We start from the raw sequence: 20,953 nt of genomic DNA on the forward strand, positions 1-20,953 counted from the left end.
CGCGGCCTCGCGGGCGGCGCCCTTCGCGCGCTCGCCGCGCCCCCGGGGGGGCTGCCCCGCCCCGGGGGGGGGGGGGGGCCCCCCCCCCCGGGGGGGCCCCCCCCCCACCGCCGTTTTTTGTGCCTCCACCGCCGTTCTCCGTGGCCCCACCGGCGTTTCCGTGCCTCCGTCGCCGTATCCGCGCCCCGGTCCTCGTTTCCCCGCCCACCACGTCCCGCGTCACCGCGTCACCGCGTCACCGCCTCACCGGCTCACCGCGGCAGCGGAAGCAGCCGCTCCGGTCCTCCCTGCTGCTCCGCGCGCAGCTTGGCGCGCAGTTTCCGCTCCTTCTCGGACAGCGGTCCGGGCGCGACGGGCGGTGGTACGCCCTGGACCGTCTCTCCCGGCGGTACCGGCGGCTCGTAGTGAGTGGGGGCCGTGCGGACGGTGAGGGCCGTGGTGCCGATCAGGGCGACCGTGAACGCGATCGCGGCCCGGGTCCAGAAGCGGGCCCGGCGCTCCCCGCTTCTGCGCACGACCGGCGGTTTGGCGGCCCGCAGTCCCTCGGTGGAGGCCAGTTCGACCAGCCGCCAGTGCAGGGTCTCCGGGTCCGCGAGCTCCGGCAGCCGCTCGGCCAGCGCCTCGCGTGCGTGCACCAGCCGGTTCACGGCCGCCCGGGTGCTGGCCTCCGTCTCAGCCGCCGTCTCCGGCAGGCCGAGTCCGACCCCGTCGTAGAGCACCAGGGTGCGGCGGTAGGACGGCGGGAGCTTCAGCAGGGCGTCGATCAGCGCCCGGTCGAGCGCGTCCGGCGGCGGCGGTTCGGGGAGCCGGTGGCGCGGCCGGAGCCGGTTCCACGGGGAGAGCGCGCTCTCGTACGCCATCGCGCGCACCCAGCCCGCCGGATCGCGGTCGCGGGCCACCTCGGGCCAGCGCTGCCAGGCGATCCGGAAAGCCCGCTCCACCGAGTCCCGGGCCAGTTCGCGACGGCCGGTCAGCAGATAGGTCTGCCGGACGAGTGCGGGGGCGCAGAAGGTGTACAGCGCGTCGAAGGCCTGATCGGGTGTCAGCGCGGTGATGGCGTCGTCCGGCCGGCGCGGCGGTGTCGTACGCGGGCGCTCGGCAAGGATGACGCGGTGTCCGTGCGGGACGGGGGTGCGGCTCCGGTCGGGGACGGTGACGGGACCTCGGCCCCGGTCCTTCGCGGCGGGCCGTTTCCGGCCCGTGGCTGCGGCCTTGCGCCGGGCTCGTGCGGACCGTCGTGCGGACGCGGCCCCGGGTGACGGTTCCGGGTCGTCGGGTTCGGCGGCTCCCTCCTGCGGAGGCGTCACCTCCGCCTCGTCGCCCAGTGAGTGGAGCAGCTTCGCGTACTTCTCCCCGTTGCGGCCGCGTGGCGTGGAGCGGCCGGTCTCCCACCCGCGCACCGTCTCGCTGGTCACGCCCACCCGGGAGGCCAGCTGAGCCCGCGTCAGCGAGGCGGCCTCGCGCAGGCGTCGGCGTTCCTTGGGTGGGGGGAGCGGGAGGGCAGGGCTCTGCGTCACAGGGCTCGCCTCCGTCCAGAAAAGTACATGAGCGTATTTTTAGCGACACAGCGAGAGTTCGCCTGTTACGACAGTAAAGCGCGTGTCGTTGGGAGCATGGCGGTCGTGATCGAGATGACCGCTCGCCGAGGTTCGCCGTCACCCCTGCTCACCCGGATGCGCGACCGTTCCCCCGGACTGGCCGACGGCTTCATGGGGGGCGCGCTCGCAGCGGTCCTCGGGCTCGCGTCGTTCGCCGTGCTCGTGACGCTGCTGTGGATCAGCTCGCCGTACCCGGACAGCGGACCCGGTGGCGCCATGCATGTGGCGGCGGCGCTGTGGCTGCTGGCGCACGGTGCCGAGTTGGTCCGCACCGACACGCTCTCCGGTGCCCCCGCCCCCCTCGGCCTGTCGCCCCTGCTGCTGCTCGCCCTGCCGGTGTGGCTGCTGCACCGGGCGGCGCGGGACGCCACGGACGGCGGGGGCGAGGACGACGACCTCGAGCAGGACGCCGAGGGGGACGCGAGCCCGCCCCCGGTCTCCGCCCGCACCGCGTGGGCGGGCGTGGTCCTCGGTTACCTCGCCGTCGCCGCGCCCGCCGCCCTCTATGCCGCGGGCGGTGTACTGCGGCCATCGTGGGTGTGGACGGGGGTGTGCGTTCCGCTGGTCGCCGTCGTGGCGGCGGGGGCGGGCGTGTGGTCGGCGTACGACCGTCCCGGCCGGCCGCTGCGGCGGCTGCTGGGCGTGCTGCCGTCGGGACTGCGCCCGCTGGTGCTCGGTCCGGACAGGCGTCCGGGCATCGCCGCCAGGGCTGCGGCGGCCGGGGTGGCGGCGCTCCTCGGGGGCGGCGCGCTGCTGGTGGTGGTCTCGCTCGTGGCGCACGGCGCGACGACCCAGGCGGGTTTGCTCCGGCTGACCGAGGGGTGGTCGGGGCGGTTCGCCGTACTGCTGCTGTGCGTGGCCCTCGTCCCGAACGCGGCGGTGTGGGGTGCCGCCTACGCCCTCGGCCCCGGCTTCGCCCTCGGCGCGGGCCATGCGGTCGGTCCGCTGTCCTCGGCACCGGCCCCGCTCCTGCCGCCCTTTCCGCTGCTGGCGGCGGTGCCGGAGGCCGGGGAGGGGACTTGGGTGCACTGGGCGGCCGGGGCGGTGCCGTTGGTCGCAGGGGTGGTCGTGGGCTGGACGGTGGCGAAGGCGGCGGCATCCGGGGAGCGCGGCGGGACGCGGCCGGGTGGTACGCGGGCCGCGCCATGGCCGGCCGGCCGCACCGCCCGTGCCGCCGCACTGGCGTCGGTCCTGTGCGCGGCCGTGCTCGCGGGACTGGCGGCGCTGTCGGGCGGCCCGCTCGGTTCCGACGTGCTGTCCCGCTTCGGCCCGGTGTGGTGGCAGGTCGCCGCCGCGACGCTGGCCTGGCTGAGCCTGCTGGCGATCCCCACGGCGGTGGGAGCCCGGGCCTGGTGGGGCCGGACACCCGGGTCGGAGGAGTCGAAGATCGGCGAACAGCGGAAGAAGGTGACCGGAGGACGGACCCGGAAGGCCGACGGCCGCGGCCCGTTCACACGCGCCGGAGTAGCGGGGATCGCAGGGGTGGCCGGGGGCACGGAAGCCGCCGAGGGTGCTCGGGGAGGCGATGCGTCGGGTGGTGGCGGAGGCGGCCCCGCCCCGGACGCGCTCTACGCTCCCTACACGCCGTACACGTCCTACGAGTTCGACGCCCTGCAGGACCGCGACGGGGACCTCGAGCCCTACGACTTCCTGCCGTCCGACCCGGGCCGAGGCCGGTACCAAGTTCCGGCCTCGTATGAAACCCCCGCCTCGTACGAAACCCCTGCCCCGTACGAAACCCTTGCCCCGTACGAAGCGCCGGACCAGCCCGACCGGCCCTCCCCGCCGGAAAGTCCCTGAGCGTCAGTCGTTCGTCCCCAGCACCCCGCGGAGCTCCTCCGGCAGAAGCTTGGAGCAGGACTGCTTCGCCTCGTTCGTGAGGGCGTCGTTGGTGCACGTGTAGTAGTCGCGGTAGACCAGCTGCGCCGTGAAGGACGCGGCGACCAGGGCGATCGCCAGGGACGCCGTGACCAGGCCGCTCACCGCAGCCGTCGTCTGGGGGCGGCCGCCGCCCTGCTGCTCGGGGGCGGGGGAGTCCGGGTCGGCCTTGCGGGGCGCCGCGCGCAGGGAGCTGATGGCCCAGTAGAGGGCGAGCGCGCCGAGCAGCAGCGCCACGTACGGCCAGCTGAAGAGGGCGAAGAAGAAGGCCCACATGCCCGACAGCAGGGCATAGCGCGCCCGGCGCTGAGCGGGATCCGCCGGGTCCCAGCGCATGTTCGGGCCGCCACTCTGGGGGCCGCCGCCCTGGCCCTCGGGCCCGCCGCGGGGCCGCTCACCGAAACCGCCGGGGGAGCGGCCGGGCTGCTGGTCGCTCCACTGGCTGCCCCATGCCGAACGGCCGCCGTCCTCGCCGTTCGAGGAGTCCTCTCCCGACGGGCGTCGCGGCTGCCAGGGCCGGTCCGGCGTGCCCTCGGGCGGCGGGGCGAAGGGGTTGTCCTCCTGAGATCCGCGGCCCTTACGGTCCTCGCCGTGGCCGTCCGAAGGTGCGTCGGGCGGTGAGCTGGGGCGCTCCCGCAGCAGCACGGCGCCGCGCTCCCCTCCCTGCGGCGGCAGCTGGGGGAACGTGAGGAGTCGCAGGCTGCGGTCCGGCATCAAGTGAGCGTCTTCCCGTTGGTGAGGAGGAATGAGTAGACAGAACGGAACGGCGTCGGACCCCGGTCCGTCACCTCCTGAACGCACCACGTCCGGACGTCGTTCCCGAACCGGCTCCGTCCAGACGCTACCTTCCGGCCCGGCCCCCGTCCCGTGGGGGCCGTCCGGTGTGCCGGTATCGTTGCTGACGGTCGGCCGGTTCGTAGGCTTCCCCGTATCCGGGGACACAAAGCATTCGTATGAATGCACAAAGCGCTGCGTGCCGTCCACCCTGGACAGACGCTCCCCCGAGAAAGGCCCCCACCGTGGCCGCCAAGCCCGTGGCCCCGCGCGCCAAGCGCCTCGTCGTGCTGGTCTCCGGATCCGGCACCAACCTGCAGGCGCTGCTCGACGAGATCGCCGCCGCCGGCGCGCAGGCCTACGGGGCAGAGGTCGTGGCCGTAGGCGCGGACCGCGAGGGCATCGAGGGGCTGGCGCGTGCCGAGCGCGTGGGGCTGCCCACCTTCGTGTGCAAGGTCAAGGACCACGGCAGCCGCGAGGAGTGGGACGCCGCCCTCGCCGAGGCCGTCGCCGTGCACGAGCCCGACCTCGTCGTCTCCGCCGGGTTCATGAAGATCGTCGGCAAGGAGTTCCTCGCGCGGTTCGGGGGGCGGTTCGTCAACACCCACCCCGCCCTGCTGCCCAGTTTCCCGGGAGCCCACGGCGTGCGGGACGCGCTCGCGTACGGCGCCAAGGTCACCGGCTGCACCGTCCACTTCGTCGACGACGGCGTCGACACCGGGCCGATCATCGCGCAGGGCGTGGTGGAGATCCGGGACGAGGACGACGAAGGCGCTCTGCACGAGCGCATCAAGGAAGTCGAGCGAAGGCTGCTCGTCGAGGTCGTGGGGCGCCTCGCCCGCAACGGCTATCGCATTGAGGGACGAAAGGTAGTTATCCAGTGACCGCCGAGAGCAACAAGCGGCCCCTTCGCCGGGCGCTCGTCAGCGTCTACGACAAGACCGGGCTCGAGGACCTCGCGCGTGGGCTCCACGAGGCCGGGGTCGAGCTCGTCTCCACCGGCTCCACCGCCGCGAAGATCGCCGCTGCCGGCGTCCCCGTCACCAAGGTCGAGGAGCTCACCGGCTTCCCCGAGTGCCTGGACGGCCGCGTGAAGACGCTGCACCCGCGCGTGCACGCGGGCATCCTCGCCGATCTGCGCCTGGACAGTCACCGCGAGCAGCTCGCCGAGCTGGGCGTCGAGCCGTTCGACCTGGTCGTCGTCAACCTCTACCCGTTCCGCGAGACGGTCGCCTCGGGCGCCTCGCCCGACGAGTGCGTCGAGCAGATCGACATCGGCGGCCCCTCGATGGTCCGGGCCGCCGCCAAGAACCACCCCTCGGTCGCGGTCGTCACCAGCCCGGCCCGCTACGCCGATGTGCTCAAGGCCGTCCAGGGCGGGGGCTTCGACCTCACCACCCGCAAGCGGCTCGCCGCCGAGGCCTTCCAGCACACGGCCGCCTACGACGTCGCCGTCGCCTCTTGGTTCGCCTCCTCCTACGCGCCGGTCGACGAGTCGCAGTTCCCCGACTTCCTCGGCGCCACCTGGGAGCGCGAGCACACCCTGCGCTACGGCGAGAACCCGCACCAGCCCGCGGCCCTCTACGTCTCCGGGACGGGCGGCCTCGCCCAGGCCGAGCAACTGCACGGCAAGGAGATGTCGTACAACAACTACACGGACACGGACGCCGCCCGCCGTGCCGCGTACGACCACACCGAGCCGGCCGTCGCGATCATCAAGCACGCCAACCCCTGCGGCATCGCCGTCGGCGCGGACGTCGCCGAGGCACACCGCAAGGCGCACGCGTGCGACCCGCTGTCGGCGTTCGGCGGCGTGATCGCGGTCAACCGCCCGGTCAGCAAGGAGATGGCGGAGCAGGTCGCGGAGATCTTCACCGAGGTCATCGTCGCGCCCGGCTACGAGGAGGGGGCCCTGGAGGCCCTCACCAAGAAGAAGAACATCCGCGTGCTGCGCTGCGCCGACGGCCCCTCCGCCCCGGTCGAGGTCAAGCCGATCGACGGTGGCGCGCTGCTCCAGGTCACCGACCGCCTCCAGGCCGACGGCGACGACCCGGCCAACTGGACGCTGGCGACCGGCGAGGCGCTGAGCGCCGACGAGCTGGCCGAGCTGGCGTTCGCCTGGAAGGCCTGCCGCGCGGTGAAGTCCAACGCGATCCTGCTCGCCAAGGACGGTGCCTCGGTGGGCGTCGGCATGGGGCAGGTCAACCGGGTGGACTCCGCGAAGCTGGCCGTGGAGCGGGCCGGTGCCGAGCGTGCCGCGGGCGCGTACGCCGCGTCCGACGCGTTCTTCCCCTTCCCGGACGGCTTGGAGATCCTCACCGGGGCCGGAGTGAAGGCCGTGGTGCAGCCCGGCGGCTCCGTCCGCGACGAGCTGGTCGTCGAGGCCGCGCAGAAGGCCGGCGTCACGATGTACTTCACCGGCACGCGGCACTTCTTCCACTGAGACCGGTGGTGACGGAGCGGGCCGGCGACCTCGCCGCCCCGCTCCGCACTATCAGCCGTCCATCCCGCGTCAGCCGCCGGTGCCTCGCGTCAGCCGTCGGCCTCGTACCGCCCGGCTTCCAGGAAGTGCCCGCAGCTCCTCCGGAGTGCCGTCGATGACGTCCTCGGCTGCCGCGTGGAGTGCCGCGCCGATGGTCGGATCGGCCAGGACGGGGGCGGCGGCGACGCGGTCTTCCTCGGCCCGGGCGAGCCGGTTCCCGGTCTCCGGGTCTCTGTGACGGCACGTCGACGACACCGTCGGTGGGGTCACTTCCCGCCCTCGGGTGCGTACTCCTTCAGGAAGTGGGCGACGCGGTCGGCGTAGGCGCGTGCCTCCGGGGGTACGCCGCCCGTCGCGTTCACCGTCCGGTACGACGTGCGGTACGCGGCGGCGGTCAGGACCCGCCGGTCCCCGGGCAGGCCCTCGTGCAGGCGCGGGGCGATCCAGCACAGGTAGCGGCCCATCGCCGGGATGGACTCGGCGGGCGGGAAGGGCGGTTGCGGGACCGTCTCGCCCGGGGTGCCGTCCTCGTTCATCCACCAGCGCAGGACGCGCGGCGTCCAGCGGGCGATGCCGTACTCGTTGTTGTCGGGGTCGGAGAGGTCCGGGTCGAAGTCGCTCTCCACCTTCAGCATGGCGGCGATCAGGACCGGCGTGACCTCCTTCTGGTCGCAGTCGTGCGCCGTCTCGACGATCAGCAGCCGGTAGGCGGGCGGAACGCCCTTGTCGGTGCGGAGTTCGGAGGCACCGTACGCGGCTGCCGAGACGTTCGCGGTCGCGCCGGAGCCGCTGCCACCGCTGCTCCCGGCGTCGGCCCGGACGCCGATGCCGTAGGCGAGGGCGGCCAGGCCGTCGCCGCCCCGGCCAGGACGGCCGCGACGGACCTGCGGCGCAGGCGGCGGGCGGGGCCCAGACGGGGCAGGCGGAAGGCACGACCGCCCGGGCCGGCGGCCGGCGCCACCCGGCACAGCAGCGCCGCGCCGCCGATGCGCTGCTGGTGCGTCCGGGTCAGACAGGCACGCACGATCTCCCGCCAGCCGTCGGGCAGTTCCGGTGACAGCCGCAGTTCGTCGGTACCGCGGGCGTACGCCGCGGCCGCGTCGCGACGGGCGGCCGGGGTGGCCCCGGGGAGCGGGAAGGAGCCGGTGAGCACGAGGTGGGCGAGGACACCGAAAGCCCAGATGTCGGCGGACGGGCGGATGCGCCGGCCCCGTTCGCCGATCTCGGTCCACAGGAGTTCCGGCGGCGTGTAGTCGGGAGTGGAGAAGGCCGGCGTGTAGGCGTGGGTGCCCTCCAGTTCGGCGGCCATGTTGAAGTCGGCGAGGCGGACCGAACCGTCCGCCATCAGCAGTACGTTGGCCGGTTTCAGGTCGCCGTGCACCCAGCCGGCGTCGTGCAACTGGGCGAGGCCCTCGGCGATCTGCGCGAGCAGCGCGGGGCCGGCGGCGGGCCGGGGCGTGGCGGCGAGCAGGGCCGACAGGGAACCCTCGGCCTTCTCCAGGACGAGGACGGTGGCGCCGTCCAGGCCGGGGCGGGCCGGATCGTCGACTGTGAGGGTCTGGTACATCCGCACCAGCCGCGGATGCCGCAGCCGCCGGTACAGCTCGACCTCCCGCTCGATCAGCTCGCGCAGGTGGGACAGCCGGCGGGGCGTCGCCGTCCCGGTGGGCAGGAACTTCAGCGCGGCAGTGGGCGGCAGTTGCGTGCCGCTGCCGGTGCCGTCGCCGTCACCGACGCGCCGGGCCGCGTACACACTGCCGAAGGCGCCCGTCGCGATGGGCTCGCGCACCTCCCAGACGCCGACCCGGTAACCCTTCGGCACGGGGACGGCGTAGGCCTCGGTCACCGGATCGCCCCGGCTCGGCCGGGACGGCCGAGGAACCCGGCGGAGTCGTGCGCGGAGCCGCCGCGGGCGAGTCGTCCACCGGGCGCGATGTGAAGGGGGGTGCGGTTTCGCTCGTCCTCCGTGGTCGGCGGAGGTACCACGATGATGCTGTACAAGGTGCTCTCCCCGTGCCTGAACAGCTACCACCGTCAGACTAGGGCGACGCACCAGGGCCGTGCCCCCCTCGTACGGGTGAGACACGGCCCTTGGAAGTGTTTGGCGTGAACCGGTCCTGTCGACCGGGCCCGCTCAGTAGCGGGGACGGTTGAACCAGGCCTTGCCGTTGGCGTTGCCGACGAACACCGCGACCAGGACGGCCAGAACGGTGTGCACCAGGCCGACGAGGATGAAGGGGTAGATGCCGAGGACCGCCGTGATGATGGCGAAGACCAGGATGGTGACCCGGGCGCCGTTGCCGCCGTTCTTGAACTTCGTCGCCAGGACGGCCGCGAACACCAGCCAGGCCAGGCCGAAGACCACGTAGCCCCAGATCACGCCGGTCGAGTTGCCGACCAGGTCCTGGAAGGCGGTGTCGTCCTTGAGGGACTCCTCGTCCTTCGCGGCGTTCAGGGCCGCGGCGGCGAAGGCGAAGACGGCGATGCCGACGACCTGAAGACCGACGATGACCCACATCATCACGCGGGCCGCGCCCACCGAGCCGGGCATCGTGGTCGGCGCCGCGGGGCCGCCGTAGGGGGACACAGGAGGGGCCTGCGGGTAGCCGTACCCGGGAGCCTGCCCCTGGTCCTGCGGGTAACCGTAGCCCGGCTGCTGCGGCTGCTGCCCCTGGGGAGCGCCGTAGGGGTTGTTCGGGTCGCCGTAGCTCATGGGGGACTTCCTCCGTTGGTCCGAGTGCGGGGACGACGCGTGACATCCGCACGGAGGAAAACCTTCAGTATTGCGACCGTCCCCCCGTTGAGCTGCCCGCGGCACTTGTCGGCTCATCGTTCTTCACCACTGACCGGCTTGTCCAGCCGCATTCCCGATGTGTTGTGCAAGTGCAACATCCCTGATCATGGGCGGATACGGCACGAGGGGCCCCGCGGTGCCCGGATTGCGGGCGGATTGGAACCGTGGCGGGGTCATCCGCGAGGATGGGGCCATGACCGCCCAGATTCTCGATGGCAAGGCCACCGCAGCCGCGATCAAGTCCGATCTGACCGCCCGCGTGGCGGCGCTGAAGGAGAAGGGCGTAACGCCCGGCCTCGGCACGATCCTGGTCGGGGACGACCCCGGCAGCCAGAAGTACGTCGCAGGCAAGCACCGCGACTGTGCGCAGGTGGGCATCGCCTCCATCCAGCGCGAACTGCCCGCCACGGCGACCCAGGAGGAGATCGAGGCGGCCGTCCGCGAGCTGAACGAGGACCCGGCCTGCACCGGGTACATCGTGCAACTGCCGCTGCCCAAGGGCATCGACGAGAACCGCATCCTCGAACTGATGGACCCGGACAAGGACGCGGACGGACTGCACCCGATGAACCTGGGGCGCCTCGTCCTCAACGAGCCCGCCCCGCTGCCCTGCACCCCGAACGGCGTGCTGACGCTGCTGCGCCGCTACGGCGTGGAGATCAAGGGCGCCGAGGTCGTGGTCGTCGGACGCGGGGTGACCATCGGCCGGCCGATGCCGCTGCTGCTCACCCGCCGCAGCGAGAACGCCACCGTGACGCAGTGCCACACCGGCACCCGTGACCTGTCGGCGCACCTCAAGCGCGCGGACATCATCGTGGCCGCGGCCGGCTCCGCCCATCTGATCCGTGCCGAGGACGTGAAGCCCGGTGCGGCCGTCCTGGACGTCGGCGTCTCCCGCAGCGCCGAGGGCAAGATCGTGGGCGACGTCCACCCCGACGTGGCCGAGGTCGCCGGCTGGATCTCCCCGAACCCCGGCGGAGTCGGCCCGATGACCCGTGCCCAGCTGCTCGTCAACGTGGTCGAGGCGGCGGAGCGCAGTGCCGGCTGAGCACCAGGCCCCGAGCGGGCACAAGGCCCCGAGCGGGCACAAGGCCCCGGGCGGGCACGAGCCGACGAGCGGACCCGAGGCCCCGGGCGGGCACGAGCCGACGAGCGGATCCGAGGCCCCGGGCGAGCACACGGCCCCCAGCGCGCACAAGGTGTCGGGCGGACGTGAGACCTCGACCGGGCACGAGCCGACGAGCGGACCCGAGGCCCCGGGCGAGCACACGGCCCCCAGCGCGCACAAGGTGTCGGGCGGACGTGAGACCTCGACCGGGCACGAGCCGACGAGCCGACAAGCGGCCACGAGCGGGCACACGCCCCCGGACCGGCACGACACCCCGAGCGGGCGCACGGCCCCGGACACGCACGACGCCGCGAGCGGGCCCGACGCCCCGGAGGAGCTCACCGTCCGGGACCCCGTCAGCGCGCCCGACGCCGACGGGCGGCCGCGGCGGGTCACCCGGCGCTTCCCGCTGTTCACGAGGGACACCGCGCGGCCCGAGGGCGGCGGCCGGGCCGCGCCCGGGGACGCCCCCGCACCGGCGCGGCAGTGGCCCGTGCTCGCCGTGCTGGGGCTGGCCGGGGTCGGGCTCCTGGTGACCGCGTTCGGCCAGTTCCGGCTCGGAACGCTGCTGATCGGCGTCGCCCTGCTGGGCGGCGGCGTGATGCGCTGGCTGCTGCCGGACGTCGGCATGCTCGCCGTCCGCTCCCGCTTCACGGACATCGTCACCTACGGCCTGCTGGGCCTGGTGATCGTCATGCTGGCGCTGATGGCTCAGCCGAAGCCGTGGCTGCAGATCCCGTTCCTCAAGGACACCCTGCACTTCACGGTCACCAACGAATGACGAGGACGGCGGCCCGTCCTCTCCCCCGAGGAAGGACGGACCGCCGCCACGCCCCACCCTCCTGCACCGCGAACGGCCTGTTCAACGGCTGTCAGTGCGCTGTGGCACGGAAGTGACAGTTCCGGTACGTATCGCTTCCGATACCACACAAAGTGGTGCGACGACGGGGTTGGCAGGGACAATCGGGACGGTCCAGGGTGTATCGCGCGCGGTCGCCACGCTCCTGTGCGCCCCCCGTCAGGGAACTGAGATCCTGACTGGGCGCATCCCTGTGGGTATCCAGAACGGGGAATCGGCCGGGGCCACCACGCGCGGGGCGAACAGCGCGAGAAATATCAGCACGTTTCGGGGGGAAGAGGGGGAGCAATGCCTCGTTGGAAGGCCTTGCCGGATGAGCTCGATCCACAGATCAGGGAGTTCACCAGCCAGCTGCGCAGGCTCGTGGACCGCGGTGGACTGAGCATCGCGTCGGTCGCGGACCGCACGGGCTACAGCAAGACGTCGTGGGAGCGTTACCTGAACGGCCGGCTGCTCGCCCCGAAGGGCGCGATCGTGGCCCTGGCCGAGGTCACCGGCACCAACCCGGTGCACCTGACCACGATGTGGGAGCTCGCCGAGCGTGCCTGGAGCCGCTCGGAGATGCGGCACGACATGACGATGGAGGCCATCCGGATCTCCCAGGCGCGCGCGGCGCTCGGGGAGTTCGGCGGGCAGGACTTCAGCGACCCCTCGGCCGGTGGCAAGGCGGCCTCGGCGGGTGACGGCAGAGCGGCCTCCGCGGGCAGCGGCAAGCCCGCCCGCAGGAGCGGCGGCACCACCGTCACACCCGGCATCGCGGGTCCGGCCGGTGTGGCCCCGACCGTGCCGTCCCAGCCGACGGCTCCGGAGGTCCAGGACTCCACCGGCTCGGATCTGCGTGAGAGCGGCCGGACCGCCGAGCCCGAGGTCAACTCGTGGGGGCTGGCCGGGTACCAGGGCCCGTCGCCGACGAGCGGGCGTTCCGCCGGTTCCGGCGCGGGCAGGGGATCCCGGCCCGGCTCGGGTCCCGAAACCTCCGCCGGGTCGCCCGGCGGCCCCGACCGGACCTCCGGTGCCGGGGCGGGCGCGTACGGCGAACCGCAGGACGCCGTCCCGTCCCGGGCGGGCGCGGCCGGTGGCGCAGGGGGGACTCGCAGCCCCGCCTCCGCCGCCGCGGGCAAGAAGCGGATGGTGACCTTCGTCGCCGGTGTCGTGGGCGTGCTCGTGGTGATCGCCGGGGCGTTCTACCTCACCGGCGGCGGTGGGGACGACGACGCCAAGGGCGGAGCCCCGTCGCCGTCGCCGACCGTCAGCAGCGACCCGAAGCTGCCGCCCGGCGTGAAGTGCAGCGGCGCCGACTGCACCGGCAAGGACGCGGAGGCCATGGGGTGCAGCGGTGAGCTGGTGACCACCGCGCAGACGGCGACCGTCGGCACGACCACGGTCGAGGTCCGCTACAGCAAGACCTGCAAGGCGGCATGGGGGCGTATCACGCAGGCCGCCCAGGGCGACGAGGTCCGGATCAGCTCGGGCAAGGCGAAGCAGACCGGCAGCATCACCGCGGCCGGGGACAGCATCGCCTACACCCCGATGGTGCCCGTGAAGAACGCCGCCGACGCCAAGGCCTGCGCGACGCTCACGGCCGGGCAGCAGGGCTGCACCGACTGAGGGGGCGAACGGGCCGCACCCGCCGACCCGGGCCGGGCGGAGGAATTCCGGAAAGGTGGAATGCCCGCCGGGATCCGGGGCACGTGAACCGTACCCCCACGGGAGTCCGGCATGGTCGGTATCCCCCAGGCGGCCGCCTTCGTCCTCCTCTCCCGGACGGGCGGCCGCCTCTTGCGTGAGGGCGGGCACGTGCGTTCGGGCCGGGACGGTGCTGTGGGCTGGGCCACACCGACCCGGACGTCCGGGATCCCGGATGCGCGATAGCCTGACCGCTGGATGGATCTCTTGACGCCAAGAGATCGATCAAACGTCCGGGGCAGGGACCCCGCCCCACCGCCAGCTGTCATACGGAGAACGCCATGACCCGCACTCCCGTGAACGTCACCGTCACCGGCGCGGCCGGCCAGATCGGTTACGCCCTGCTCTTCCGCATCGCCTCCGGTCAGCTGCTCGGCGCGGACGTGCCGGTGAAGCTGCGCCTGCTGGAGATCACGCCGGCCCTGAAGGCGGCCGAGGGCACGGCCATGGAGCTGGACGACTGCGCGTTCCCGCTCCTGCAGGGCATCGACATCACCGACGACCCGAACGTCGCCTTCGACGGCGCCAACGTCGGTCTGCTCGTCGGCGCCCGCCCCCGCACCAAGGGCATGGAGCGCGGCGACCTGCTGGAGGCCAACGGCGGCATCTTCAAGCCGCAGGGCAAGGCCATCAACGACCACGCCGCGGACGACGTCAAGATCCTGGTCGTCGGCAACCCGGCCAACACCAACGCCCTCATCGCCCAGGCCGCCGCGCCGGACGTACCGGCCGAGCGGTTCACCGCGATGACCCGCCTGGACCACAACCGCGCGCTGACCCAGCTCGCGAAGAAGACGGGCTCCACGGTCGCCGACATCAAGCGCCTGACCATCTGGGGCAACCACTCCGCCACCCAGTACCCCGACATCTTCCACGCCACGGTCGCCGGCAAGAACGCCGCGGAGGTCGTGAACGACGAGAAGTGGCTGTCCGAGGACTTCATCCCGACCGTCGCCAAGCGCGGTGCGGCGATCATCGAGGCCCGTGGCGCCTCCTCCGCCGCGTCGGCCGCCAACGCCGCCATCGACCACGTCCACACCTGGGTCAACGGCACCGCCGAGGGCGACTGGACCTCCATGGGCATCCCGTCGGACGGCTCCTACGGCGTCCCGGAGGGCCTGATCTCCTCCTTCCCCGTCACCACCAAGGATGGCAAGTACGAGATCGTCCAGGGCCTGGACATCAACGAGTTCTCCCGCGCCCGGATCGACGCCTCCGTCAAGGAGCTCGAGGAGGAGCGCGAGGCGGTCCGCGGCCTCGGCCTCATCTGACCGGAGCCTCTCCGCGTTTCCGCGCAGGCCCCGCACCGGCTCTCCGGTGCGGGGCCTGCGGGCTTTCCCCCTCCGGACGGCTTCCGACCTCGCACGGCGTGACGCCGACGTACCTGATTCGTGGACGGTTTGCGGTCATTTGCCCGCATCTCCCGTGACACAGCGCACTTTCAGCCACCGGTGCGCATGCATCGGTGGGAGTAGGGCAGGCGAACTCGGTCTCTTAGTGACACGAATGTGACACAGGGGCGCTGATCAGGAACGGAAGGCGAAGAGCGATCATGGCGGAAAGTACCGAACTCCAGGCGCGTGAAACCATCCATGCGGGAGGAGAGTGGCGGGCGGCCACCTCCGGGGCCACCCGCGAGATCCTCGACCCCGCGGACGCCCTGCCCTTCGCCGTGGTCGCGGAGGGCGACGAGAAGGACACCGATCTGGCGATCGCCGCCGCCCGGCGCGCCTTCGACGAGGGGCCGTGGCCGCACACGCCCGTCACCGAGCGGGCCGCGTTGCTGAGGCGCGTCGCCGACCTGCTCGTGCGGGACCGCGAGAAGCTCGGCCGGCTGGAGGCCCAGGACGCGGGCAAGACCGTCGAGGAGGGCCGCGTCGACATCGACTGTGTCGCCGACGCCTTCCGCTACTTCGCCGACCTGGTCGCCGGTGAGGCCCCCGGCCGGGTCGTGGACGCCGGCTCGACCGACATCCACAGCGTCGTCGTGCACGAGCCGATCGGCGTCTGCGCGATGATCACGCCCTGGAACTACCCGCTGCTGCAGGCCAGCTGGAAGGTCGCCCCCGCCCTCGCCGCCGGCAACACCTTCGTCATCAAGCCGAGCGAGATCACGCCGATGACGACGATCGCGCTCATCGAGCTGCTCGTCGAGGCCGGGCTCCCCGAGGGCGTCGCGAACATCGTCACCGGCCCCGGCCACTCGGTGGGCGCGCGCCTGTCCGAGCATCCCGACGTCGACCTGGTCTCCTTCACCGGCGGCCTGGTCAGCGGCACCAAGGTCGCCCAGGCCGCGGCCCCGAGCGTCAAGAAGGTCGCCCTCGAACTCGGCGGCAAGAACCCCAACGTCGTCTTCGCCGACGCCTGCGCCACCGAGGAGGGCTTCGACACCGCCGTCGATCAGGCCCTCAACGCCGCCTTCATCCACAGCGGTCAGGTCTGCTCGGCCGGTGCCCGCCTCATCATCGAGGAGTCCGTCCGGGACCGCTTCGTCACCGAACTGGCCCGGCGCGCCGAGAAGATCCGCCTCGGCCGCGGCACCGAGGACGGCGTCGAGTGCGGCCCGCTCGTCTCCGAGCAGCAGCGCGCCAAGGTCGAGACGTACGTCGAGTCCGCCCTCAAGGAGGGCGCGGTGCTGCGCTCCGGCGGCAAGCGCCCCGAACCGTCCCCGCAGCGCCCCGACAACGGCTACTTCTACGAGCCGACCGTCCTCGACCACTGCCACCGCGAGATGCGCGTCGTGCGGGAGGAGGTCTTCGGACCGGTCCTCACCGTCGAGACCTTCCGCACCGAGGACGAGGCCGTCGCCCTCGCCAACGACACCGAGTACGGACTCGCCGGCGGCGTCTGGACGGCCGACGCGGGCCGCGCCCGCCGCGTGGCCGGCCGACTGCGCCACGGCACCATCTGGATCAACGACTTCCACCCCTACCTGCCGCAGGCGGAGTGGGGTGGCTTCGGCAAGAGCGGAGTGGGCCGCGAGCTGGGCCCCGCCGGACTCGCCGAGTACCGAGAGACCAAGCACGTCTACCAGAACCTCGCTCCCAAGCCGGTGCGCTGGTTCGCGGGCTGACCCCCGTCCCCCGCCGGGCCGCCGACCCCTCATCCCGGGCTGACCCCCACACCCCGGGCTGAACGTCTCCGTCCCCCGAGCCCGTTCACTTCATCCCCACTGGAGCAAGTACGCCATGTCCCACACCAGTCATGAGTACGACTATGTCGTGATAGGCGGCGGAACCGCAGGTTCCGTGATCGCCTCCCGCCTGACCGAGAACCCGGACGTCACCGTCGCCGTCATCGAGGGCGGCCCGAGTGACGTCGGACGCGATGACGTGCTGACCCTGCGCCGCTGGATGGGCCTGCTCGGCGGCGAACTCGACTACGACTACCCGACCACCGAACAGCCACGCGGAAACTCGCATATCCGGCACAGCCGGGCCCGCGTCCTGGGCGGCTGCTCCTCGCACAACACCCTGATCGCCTTCAAGCCGCTGCCCGCCGACTGGGACGAGTGGGAGGCCGCCGGCGCCAAGGGCTGGGGCGCGGTGCAGATGGAGGCGTACTTCGCCCGGCTGCTCAACAACATCGTCCCGGTCGACGAGAAGGACCGGAACGCCATCGCCCGTGACTTCGTCGACGCGGCCCAGGAGGCCCTGGGCGTACCGCGCGTGGAGGGCTTCAACAAGAAGCCGTTCACCGAGGGCGTCGGCTTCTTCGACCTCGCCTACCACCCCGAGAACAACAAGCGGTCCTCGGCGTCGGTGGCCTACCTGCACCCGGTGATGGACGAACGGCCCAACCTGACGATCCTGCTGGAGACCTGGGCGTACAAGCTGGAGCTCGACGGCGACCGTGCCCAGGGCGTGCACGTGCGCACCAAGGACGGCGAGGAGATCCTCGTCAAGGCGCGGGGCGAGGTGCTGCTGTGCGCCGGTGCCGTCGACTCGCCCCGGCTGCTGATGCACTCCGGCATCGGCCCCAAGGCCGACCTGGAGAAGCTCGGCATCCCCGTCACGCTCGACCTGCCGGGCGTCGGAGAGAACCTGCTCGACCACCCCGAGTCCGTCATCGTCTGGGAGACCAACGGCCCCCTCCCGGAGAACTCCGCGATGGACTCCGACGCGGGCCTGTTCGTGCGGCGCGACCCCGAACTGGCGCACCCCGACCTGATGTTCCACTTCTACCAGATCCCCTTCACGGACAACCCGGAGCGACTGGGCTACCAGCGGCCGGAGTTCGGCGTCTCCATGACCCCGAACATCCCCAAGCCGAAGAGCCGCGGCCGGCTCTACCTGACCAGCGCCGACCCCGAGGTCAAGCCCGCGCTGGACTTCCGCTACTTCACCGACGAGGACGACTACGACGGCAGGACCCTCGTCGACGGCATCAAGATCGCCCGCGAGATCGCCAAGACCGAGCCCCTGGCCGGCTGGCTCAAGCGCGAGGTCGCCCCCGGTCCGGACGTCACCGGTGACGAGGAGCTCAGCGAGTACGCCCGCAAGGTCGCGCACACCGTCTACCACCCCGCCGGCACCTGCAAGATGGGCGCCGTCGACGACCGGTCGGCCGTCGTCGACCCGGAGCTGCGCATCCGCGGCCTGGAGGGCATCCGCATCGCGGACGCCTCCGTGTTCCCCACGATGACCACCGTCAACCCGATGATCGGAGTCCTCATGGTCGGTGAGAAGGCCGCCGAGCTGATCGGTGGTGGTTCCAAGTGACCGCGACCCTCGAACCCCCCACGGAGCAGACCATGGACACCGCCCCCGTCTTCTCGGTGGAGGGCCTGTGGAAGGTGTTCGGCCCCAAGGCCGACCGCGTTCCCGGCGACCCCGAGCTCACCGCGCTCGACCCCGCCGAGCTGCGCTCGCGCACCGGCTGCACCGCCGCCGTCCGGGACGTCAGCTTCGACGTGCGCAAGGGCGAGGTCTTCGTCGTCATGGGCCTGTCCGGCTCCGGCAAGTCCACGCTGGTGCGCTGTCTGACCCGGCTGATCGAGCCCACGGCCGGCACCATCGCCATCGACGGCGAGGACGTCCGCGCCATGGACCGCTCCCGGCTGCGCGAACTGCGCCGCCACCGCGCCGCGATGGTCTTCCAGCACTTCGGCCTGCTGCCGCACCGCTCGGTCCTCGACAACGTCGCCTACGGCCTGGAGATCCAGGGCATGGGCAAGGCCGAGCGGCGCGAGCGGGCCGCCGAGGTCGTCGCCAAGGTCGGTCTGGAAGGCATGGAAGAGCGCCGCCCCGGCCAGCTCTCCGGCGGCCAGCAGCAGCGCGTCGGCCTGGCCCGCGCGCTCGCCGCCGACCCCGAGGTCCTGCTCTTCGACGAGCCGTTCAGCGCGCTCGACCCGCTGATCCGGCGGGACATGCAGGAGGAGGTCGTCCGGCTGCACCGCGAGGAGGGCCGCACGATGGTCTTCATCACGCACGACCTCCAGGAGGCCCTGAAGCTGGGTGACCGCATCGCCCTGATGCGCGACGGCAAGGTCGTGCAGCTCGGCACGCCCGAGGAGATCGTGGGCGCGCCCGCCGACGACTACGTCCGCGAGTTCGTCCGGGACGTCCCGCGCGAGCAGGTCCTCACCGTCCGCACCGCCATGCGCCGCCCCTCGGCGGACCAGGACGGCAGCGGACCGGCCGTGCGCCCCGACGCGACGGTGTCCGAGGCGATCGAGGCGGTCGCCCGCGCCGGCGCACCGGCCCGGGTCGTGGACCAGGGCCGCTGCGTGGGCGTGGTCGACTCCGACACGCTCCTCGGCGTCGTCGCGGGGACGGAGCAGCCCGCTCCGCCCGGGACGCGGCAGCCCAAGGAGGCGGTGTGATGGCGACCATCACCGCGTCCCCGCCGCGCGTCGGCCTGCCCGCCTTCCTCAAGCACCGGGCCGTCCACAAGCTGCTCCTGCTCGCCCTCGCCGCCGCGATCCTGGTGCCGCTGGCCAACGCCCGCTGGGCGAGCGGTACCTGGCCCAGCGCGCTGACCGTCGACTTCTCCGAGCCGCTCGCCAAGGCCAGCGACTGGATCATCGACAACCGCGACAGCCACCCGCTGTTCCTGTACTTCTTCGGCCACGTCAGCAACGTCGTCGTCATCGCCGTACGGGCCGTCTACCTCACCCTCCTGGCCGTCGGCTGGGCCGGCGTCACGGCCATCGGCGCGCTGGTCGCCTGGCGCGTGGCGGGCGTGAAGCTGGCGCTCGGCACGGCCGCCGCGTTCCTCGCCTGCGGCCTGCTCGGCATGTGGGTGCCGACCATGCAGACCCTCGCCCTGATGGTCGTCGCGGTCCTCGCCTCGGTCGCCGTCGGTGTACTGCTCGGGCTCGCCGCCGGACTGTCCGACCGGATGGACCGCGTCCTGCGCCCGGTCCTGGACACCATGCAGGTGCTGCCCGCCTTCGCCTATCTGCTGCCGGTCGTGCTGATCTTCGGCATCGGCGTCCCGGCGGCCGTCCTGGCCACCGTCATCTACGCCGCCCCGCCCATGGCCCGCCTGACCTCGCTCGGTCTGCGCGGCGCCGACAAGGGCGTGCTGGAGGCCGTCGAGTCGCTCGGCTCCACGGCACGCCAGCGCCTGCTGACCGCCCGGCTCCCGCTGGCCCGCAAGGAACTCCTCCTCGGCGTCAACCAGACGATCATGATGGCGCTGTCCATGGCCGTCATCGCGGCCGTCATCGGCGCGGGCGGTCTCGGTGACCGCGTCTACCAGGCCCTGGCCTCGGTCGACGTCGGCGCCGCGCTCGCCGCCGGCATCCCGATCGTGCTGCTCGCCGTCGTCCTGGACCGCGTCACCGGCGCGGCGGGGGAGAAGCTCGGCGCCGAACCCGAGCCCCACAGCGGCCGCGGCTGGCTCTACGCCCTCGCCGGCGTCGTCGTCGTGGCGGTCGCCGGGCGGCTCGCGGGCCGCCTGGACTGGCCCGACTCCTGGGTCGTCGGCATCGCCGAGCCCGTCAACCGCGCCGTCGACTGGATGACCGCGCACCTGTACTCGGGCGTCCCCGTCGTCGGTGGCACCGCCGACTGGGCGGGCCACTTCACCACCTGGGTCCTCGACCCCATGCGCGACGGCCTGCAGGCGCTGCCCTGGTGGGGCGTCCTGCTGATCGTCGCCGCCCTGGCCTGGGTCATCGGCACCTGGCGCACCGCGCTCACCGCCGTCCTCGCCATGGCCGCGATCGGCGTCCTCGGCGTCTGGAAGCCCTCCCTGGACACCCTCTCCCAGGTCCTGGCGGCCGTCGCCGTCACCCTGGTCGTCGGCTTCGCCGTCGGTATCGCCGCGGCCCGCAGCGACCGCCTGGAGCGGGCACTGCGCCCGGTCCTCGACGTGTTCCAGACGATGCCGCAGTTCGTGTACCTGATCCCGGTCGTCGCCCTGTTCGGCGTCGGCCGCGCCCCGGCCGTCGCCGCGGCGATCGTCTACGCCCTGCCGGCCGTCGTCCGGATCACCACCCAGGGCCTGCGCCAGGTCGACCCGGCCGCGCTGGAGTCGTCCAGCTCGCTGGGCGCGACCAGCTGGCAGCAGCTGCGGCAGGTCCAGCTCCCGCTGGCCCGCCCGGCGCTTCTGCTCGCCGTCAACCAGGGCCTCGTCCTGGTCCTCGCCGTCGTCGTCATCGGCGGCCTGGTCGGCGGTGGCGCCCTCGGTTACGACGTCGTCTTCGGCCTCGCCCAGGGCGACCTGGCGACCGGTCTGGTGGCCGGCGGCGCGATCGTCTGCCTCGGCCTGATGCTCGACCGGGTGACGCAGCCCACCGAACGCCGTGCGAAGAAGGGAGCGTGAC

At 72.8% G+C, this 20,953-nt stretch carries 15 protein-coding genes and 2 pseudogenes; 11 read left to right on the top strand and 6 right to left on the bottom strand.

Annotation, left to right across the window (positions count from 1 at the left end; translation table 11 throughout):
• Positions 1 to 251: 251 nt before the first annotated feature.
• Entirely contained in the window at positions 252 to 1,517 is a 1,266-nt protein-coding gene (locus ABTX60_RS03955) for a helix-turn-helix domain-containing protein (protein ID WP_352095493.1), read from the bottom strand.
• A 96-nt stretch (positions 1,518 to 1,613) separates the two neighbouring features.
• Between ABTX60_RS03955 and ABTX60_RS03960 the strand changes: the two genes are divergently transcribed.
• Positions 1,614 to 3,398 carry a cell division protein PerM gene (locus ABTX60_RS03960; protein WP_352095494.1) on the top strand — a complete coding sequence of 595 codons (1,785 nt, stop codon included), beginning with the start codon at positions 1,614 to 1,616 and terminating at the stop codon, positions 3,396 to 3,398.
• Positions 3,399 to 3,401: 3 nt separating this feature from the next.
• Here ABTX60_RS03960 and ABTX60_RS03965 read toward each other — a convergent pair whose 3' ends face one another.
• On the bottom strand, positions 3,402 to 4,190 hold the full coding sequence (locus tag ABTX60_RS03965) for a hypothetical protein (protein WP_352095495.1): 789 nt from the start codon (positions 4,188 to 4,190) through the stop codon (positions 3,402 to 3,404).
• A 305-nt stretch (positions 4,191 to 4,495) separates the two neighbouring features.
• Between ABTX60_RS03965 and purN the strand changes: the two genes are divergently transcribed.
• Both purN and purH read left to right on the top strand, forming a co-directional pair.
• Positions 4,496 to 5,134, top strand: a complete 639-nt coding sequence (gene purN, locus ABTX60_RS03970; protein ID WP_352095496.1) for a phosphoribosylglycinamide formyltransferase — start codon at positions 4,496 to 4,498, stop codon at positions 5,132 to 5,134.
• Positions 5,131 to 6,693, top strand: a complete 1,563-nt coding sequence (gene purH / locus ABTX60_RS03975) for a bifunctional phosphoribosylaminoimidazolecarboxamide formyltransferase/IMP cyclohydrolase (protein WP_352095497.1) — start codon at positions 5,131 to 5,133, stop codon at positions 6,691 to 6,693. Before purN ends, purH begins: the two co-directional genes overlap by 4 nt.
• A 69-nt stretch (positions 6,694 to 6,762) precedes the next feature.
• On the opposite strand, the gene ABTX60_RS03980 is transcribed toward purH, so the two are convergent.
• The 4 genes and pseudogenes from ABTX60_RS03980 to ABTX60_RS03995 form a co-directional block, all read right to left on the bottom strand.
• Positions 6,763 to 7,002: a hypothetical protein gene (locus ABTX60_RS03980; RefSeq protein WP_352095498.1), complete on the bottom strand. Its 240-nt coding sequence runs from the start codon at positions 7,000 to 7,002 to the stop codon at positions 6,763 to 6,765.
• A pseudogene (locus tag ABTX60_RS03985) lies at positions 6,999 to 8,578 on the bottom strand (protein kinase domain-containing protein). The gene ABTX60_RS03980 and the pseudogene ABTX60_RS03985 overlap by 4 nt, the downstream one beginning before the upstream one ends.
• A gap of 2 nt (positions 8,579 to 8,580) precedes the next feature.
• A pseudogene (locus tag ABTX60_RS03990) lies at positions 8,581 to 8,733 on the bottom strand (FHA domain-containing protein); the annotation flags it as partial.
• Positions 8,734 to 8,866: 133 nt separating this feature from the next.
• Positions 8,867 to 9,445 (bottom strand): hypothetical protein, encoded by a 579-nt coding sequence (locus ABTX60_RS03995; protein ID WP_352095499.1) that lies wholly within the window; start codon positions 9,443 to 9,445, stop codon positions 8,867 to 8,869.
• 274 nt (positions 9,446 to 9,719) lie between these two features.
• On the opposite strand from ABTX60_RS03995, the gene ABTX60_RS04000 reads away from it, so the two are divergent.
• The 8 genes from ABTX60_RS04000 to ABTX60_RS04035 all read left to right on the top strand — a co-directional run bounded on the left by ABTX60_RS04000 (position 9,720) and on the right by ABTX60_RS04035 (position 20,952).
• Positions 9,720 to 10,574: a bifunctional methylenetetrahydrofolate dehydrogenase/methenyltetrahydrofolate cyclohydrolase gene (locus tag ABTX60_RS04000; RefSeq protein ID WP_104777804.1), complete on the top strand. Its 855-nt coding sequence runs from the start codon at positions 9,720 to 9,722 to the stop codon at positions 10,572 to 10,574.
• Positions 10,575 to 10,725: 151 nt separating this feature from the next.
• The gene (locus tag ABTX60_RS04005; protein WP_502992277.1) at positions 10,726 to 11,415 is read left to right on the top strand and encodes a DUF3017 domain-containing protein; all 690 of its coding nucleotides are present in this window, start codon (positions 10,726 to 10,728) and stop codon (positions 11,413 to 11,415) included.
• 366 nt (positions 11,416 to 11,781) lie between these two features.
• On the top strand, positions 11,782 to 13,101 hold the full coding sequence (locus ABTX60_RS04010; RefSeq protein WP_352095500.1) for a helix-turn-helix domain-containing protein: 1,320 nt from the start codon (positions 11,782 to 11,784) through the stop codon (positions 13,099 to 13,101).
• 359 nt (positions 13,102 to 13,460) lie between these two features.
• Positions 13,461 to 14,450, top strand: coding sequence for a malate dehydrogenase (locus tag ABTX60_RS04015; RefSeq protein ID WP_352095501.1), 990 nt, complete (start codon positions 13,461 to 13,463; stop codon positions 14,448 to 14,450).
• 281 nt (positions 14,451 to 14,731) lie between these two features.
• Complete coding sequence (locus ABTX60_RS04020) at positions 14,732 to 16,252, top strand: aldehyde dehydrogenase family protein (protein WP_352095502.1); 1,521 nt, start codon at positions 14,732 to 14,734, stop codon at positions 16,250 to 16,252.
• A 115-nt stretch (positions 16,253 to 16,367) separates the two neighbouring features.
• Complete coding sequence (locus ABTX60_RS04025; protein WP_352095503.1) at positions 16,368 to 17,900, top strand: GMC family oxidoreductase; 1,533 nt, start codon at positions 16,368 to 16,370, stop codon at positions 17,898 to 17,900.
• A gap of 32 nt (positions 17,901 to 17,932) precedes the next feature.
• Positions 17,933 to 19,003, top strand: coding sequence for a quaternary amine ABC transporter ATP-binding protein (locus ABTX60_RS04030; protein ID WP_352095794.1), 1,071 nt, complete (start codon positions 17,933 to 17,935; stop codon positions 19,001 to 19,003).
• Positions 19,003 to 20,952, top strand: a complete 1,950-nt coding sequence (locus tag ABTX60_RS04035; protein ID WP_352095504.1) for an ABC transporter permease — start codon at positions 19,003 to 19,005, stop codon at positions 20,950 to 20,952. Before ABTX60_RS04030 ends, ABTX60_RS04035 begins: the two co-directional genes overlap by 1 nt.
• Position 20,953 lies beyond the last annotated feature (1 nt).

It is taken from the genome of Streptomyces sp. NPDC126510 (genome assembly GCF_040302345.1).
Taxonomy (GTDB): domain Bacteria; phylum Actinomycetota; class Actinomycetes; order Streptomycetales; family Streptomycetaceae; genus Streptomyces.